This window comes from Bradyrhizobium sp. (assembly GCF_028868675.1).
Taxonomy (GTDB): domain Bacteria; phylum Pseudomonadota; class Alphaproteobacteria; order Rhizobiales; family Xanthobacteraceae; genus Bradyrhizobium.
The window spans coordinates 1-3,999 of record NZ_JAGWUA010000299.1; the positions used below are offsets into that span (position 1 = coordinate 1).

Annotated in this window: 4 protein-coding genes and 1 pseudogene; all 5 read left to right on the top strand. The window is 67.0% G+C overall.

What is annotated here, in order from left to right; all coding sequences use genetic code 11:
* Window positions 1-905, top strand: a pseudogene (locus KGM94_RS23960) (hypothetical protein); the annotation flags it as partial.
* Window positions 906-1,022: 117 nt separating this feature from the next.
* Window positions 1,023-1,637 (top strand): ribonuclease D, encoded by a 615-nt coding sequence (locus KGM94_RS23965; RefSeq protein WP_300264813.1) that lies wholly within the window; start codon window positions 1,023-1,025, stop codon window positions 1,635-1,637.
* A 138-nt stretch (window positions 1,638-1,775) separates the two neighbouring features.
* Window positions 1,776-2,504, top strand: a complete 729-nt coding sequence (lptC, locus tag KGM94_RS23970) for an LPS export ABC transporter periplasmic protein LptC (RefSeq protein WP_300264816.1) — start codon at window positions 1,776-1,778, stop codon at window positions 2,502-2,504.
* Between the two features lie 8 nt (window positions 2,505-2,512).
* Window positions 2,513-3,235, top strand: coding sequence for an LptA/OstA family protein (locus KGM94_RS23975; RefSeq protein WP_300264819.1), 723 nt, complete (start codon window positions 2,513-2,515; stop codon window positions 3,233-3,235).
* A 229-nt stretch (window positions 3,236-3,464) separates the two neighbouring features.
* Window positions 3,465-3,999, top strand: a 535-nt coding sequence (locus tag KGM94_RS23980; RefSeq protein WP_300264823.1) for an ATP-binding cassette domain-containing protein, incomplete at its 3' end; no start/stop codon positions are given.

Consider the following 3,999-nt stretch of genomic DNA (forward strand, 5'->3'; position numbering starts at 1 on the left):
CGATCGCGATCGAGAACGTCCTGCAGATGGCCGCGGTGATGGCGCTCGGCGCGGTCGCGCTGTGGTGGTTCGGACCCGCGGGGCGCGACCTGCGGGCGGTCTATCTCGGCGCGATCCTGCTCTACCTGCTCGGCGTGGTCGTGCCGGCCGTCAGCACCTCGCCGATGATCCTCAACCTTCAACTGCTGCGCTCGGGCGCGATGATCCACCTCCTGGCGAGCCTTGCGATCGCAGCGCTCGCCACCACATGGCTGCGCCGCGAAAGCGCCGCGCTGTTCCTGCCCGGCTGCGCCGTCGTGCTGGCGCTCTATCTCGGCGGCGTCGCGTTCCTGATCGTCATTCCGCTCATCCTGGCATCCGCGCGCTTCGAGGCGGCGGGGGAGTTCGCGCCGGCATACCGCCGCAAGCTCGGCTATGCGATGCTGGCGGCGTCCGCGTTCGCGCTGTTCCCGGCGTCCGTGTGGGAGACCTACACGTTCAACCGGCTTTATTCCGACGCGGCAACGCAATGGGCGGCTGTCGGCCACTGGGCGCGGGCCGCGACGCCGCCGACGGCGATCTTCATCGTTCCGCCGCGACCGCGCATCGACGCGCAACCCGCTCCCCCGGCGTCCGAGGTGGCGCTGTCGCGGGCCGGCATCTTCGAGTTCGTCTCGCACCGCCGTGTCTGGGTCGACTACAAGCGCGGTGCGGCGGCGATGTGGACGCCGTCCTATTACCGGGTCTGGCATGAGCGCATGACCGAGATGGCCGATCTGAACGATCATGCCGCGCGGCTCGCCTACGCCTCGCGCAAGGGCATCGACTATGTCGTCGAGCTCTGCGAGACGCTGCCCTCGCAGGACGACGTCCTGTTCCGGACCGAGCACCTCTGTGTGTCCGCCGTCAAACGCTTGCGTGGATAGCCGCCAGCGGATACATCGCGAGCCGGCCCGGCCCTCGCCAGTTCCCATTGCCGGCATTAGCCTGTTGCGCGTCCCGATTCGCGTCCCAGGATTTGAAACGCCAGGATTTGAAACATCATGACCGTACGCCTGCACCGCGGCGATCTGCCGGACCTCTCCCGCTATACCGGCGCGGTCGCGATCGACACCGAGACGATGGGGTTGAATCCGCATCGCGACCGGCTCTGCGTCGTGCAGCTCTCGAGCGGCGACGGCAGCGCCGACGTGGTGCAGATCCCGAAGGGGCACACCGACGCGCCGAACCTGAAGGCGCTGCTCGGCAATCCCGCGATCACAAAAATCTTCCATTTCGCGCGGTTCGACGTCGCCGTGCTCTACCAGACCTTTGGCGTCATGCCGCAGCCGGTCTACTGCACGAAGATCGCCTCGCGCCTGACGCGCACCTATACCGACCGCCACGGCCTGAAGGACCTCGTGCGCGAGGTGCTGGGTGTCGATCTCTCCAAGCAGCAGCAGTCGAGCGACTGGGGCGCGGACAGCCTGACCGAGCCGCAGCTCGCCTACGCGGCATCGGACGTGCTGCATCTGCATGCGCTGCGCGAGCGGCTGGACGCGATGCTGCTGCGGGAGGGCCGTACCCAGCTCGCGCAGTCCTGTTTCGACTTCCTGCCGACGCGGGCGAAGCTCGACCTCGGGGGCTGGGAGGCCGAGGATATCTTTGCGCACTCCTGAGCCGCCCTGGTACGCCGGTGAGGGTCGCCGCAGGGCGCGGCTGCCCCGTTTCGGACATAGTCGTCACGGCTTGTCGCGGGCTGCATATTCCGGCGGTGCCGGCTACAATAGGGCGTCGTCGGACGTCCCGGAGCAGCGGTGAACTCGGTCCACAATGCAGCCCTCGATGCCGCCCTGCAGGCGCGCTTCGCCAGCGCGGCGCGCCACAGCCGGCTGGTGCGCATCCTGCGCGTCGCGGTGCCGGCCGCCGTGGTGTTCGCCATGGCGGCCATCGTCGGCGTGTCGGTCTTCAATCCCTTTCGCATGCTGATGCCGAAGCTGCCGCTCGATGCCGGAAATCTGGTGGTCTCCGGCACCAGGATCACGATGGAATCGCCGCATCTTGCCGGGTACACGCCGGACCAGCGGCCCTATGAGCTCTGGGCGAAGACCGCGACGCAGGACGTCACCGATCCCGATCGTGTCGAGCTGTCGGCGCTGCGGGCAAAACTCCTGATGGAAGATCAATCGACCCTGCTCATGGATGCCAGGACCGGGATTTTCGACAACAAGCAGCAGCTCCTCGACCTGCGCAAGGACATCTTCCTGCGCACCTCCACCGGCTACGAGGCGCGCCTGAACCAGGCCTTCGTCGACATGGGCAAGGGCACGGTCACCTCCGACGAGCATGTCGACGTCAAGCTGACCAACGGCACGCTGTCCTCGGACCGCCTGCGCATCACCGAGGGCGGCGAAGTCATCCGCTTCGAGGGCAACGTCGTGATGCATCTGGACAAGCTGGGCGATGCCGCGTCGGGCGCATCCCAGGCCCCCGCCGAACCTGCGAAAACGCGCGCGATCCCGAACAAGTCAGCCAATTCGAGATGACCCCCAAAATGCTCCCCACGGCGAAGCACCTTCAGCGTTACGGCTTCGGGCGAGGCCTTGCCTCCGGCCTCGGCGCGCTCGCCGTCGGTGTCGCCGTCCTGCTCGCGCCCGATGCAGCCCAGGCGCAAAGCACCATGCAGGGCGTGCCGAACGCGTTGCAGGGATTTTCGCAGAACCGCGACCAGCCGATCCAGATCGAGGCGGCGTCGCTGGAGATGCGCGACAAGAAGAAGGAGGCGACGTTCGCCGGCAACGTGAAGGTCGTGCAGGGCGATACCACCATGACGTCGAAGACGCTGGTCGTGTTCTACGAGTCGGGCGGCGGCCAGGGTTCGGGCCAGGCTGCACCCGCCAAGGGGGGCAGGGAGCACTCCAAATCGGCGGTGATGCAGTCGGCGACGCCGGGGCCGGGCGGCAGCTCCTCGATCAAGCGGCTGGAAGCGCGCGGCAACGTCGTGGTCACGCAGAAGGACCAGGTCGTCACCGGCGAAACGGCGATCTTCGACACCAGGACCAATCTGATCACCATGCTCGGCGGCATCGTCCTGACGCAATGCAAGAACGTGCTGCGCGGCGACCGGCTGATGGTGGACATGACCACCGGCGTCTCCCGCGTGGAGTCCGACTCGGGCAAGGTGCAGGGCCTGTTCATCCAACAGGGCGATTGCGGCCCCTCCAAGCCCGGCGGCGCGCCCCCGATACCGGGCCTCGGCTCAGGCAAACAGAAGTGATTTCAGTTACTTGATGTCTTTGTTGGCCGGGCAAGGTTGAAGCCCGCCCGACAAGACTGTATCTAGCCCAGCGGGCTTGGGAGCGGGGATCCGGCCACTTGGGAACGAGGGTGTTTCGCTGGGCAAGAAACATCCTTTCATTCATGCTGTGTCGAATCGCGTCGATGCGGCCGGTCGCGGGGCGCCCGTGACGCGGGATCACCGTGAAAAGGCTTGAAGTGTAGGCGGGATGGTCGACTTACTCAGCATGTTCCGTCGGCGCCCCGCCAAACGGGGCTTTGCCCGCCTGCGCGGGGACATCACCGCGCTCGGCGACACCATCGGCAGCTTGTTGACCAGCCCGTTGCGGGATGCGCCGCCGATCGCGCGAGACCAGCCGATCCAGTCGCCCGATCAGTTCGAGGACGACACGCGGCCACAAAACCCTCACCCTCTCAGGGGCAGCGCCAGGACCAACGGATCCGGCACGCCTCAACTGCTGCGGCGGCCGGGTTTCCTGGCCGTGCATAGCGTGGAAAAGAGCTTTGGCAGCCGCCACGTCGTCCGCGGCGTCAGCATCTATGTGCGCCGCGGCGAAGCCGTCGGCCTCCTCGGCCCGAACGGCGCCGGCAAGACCACCGTGTTCTACATGATCACCGGCCTGATCAAGGCCGATCGCGGCGCGATCGAGCTCGACGGCCACGACGTCACCAGGCTGCCGATGTATCAGCGCGCCCGGCTCGGCATCGGCTATCTGCCGCAGGAAGCCTCGATCTTTCGCGGCC

Bases quoted from the DNA above. Each gene is read 5' to 3' on its own strand.
- KGM94_RS23975 (WP_300264819.1), top strand. From the start codon at position 2,513: ATGCTCCCCACGGCGAAGCACCTTCAGCGTTACGGCTTCGGGCGAGGC.
- KGM94_RS23965 (WP_300264813.1), top strand. From the start codon at position 1,023: ATGACCGTACGCCTGCACCGCGGCGATCTGCCGGACCTCTCCCGCTAT.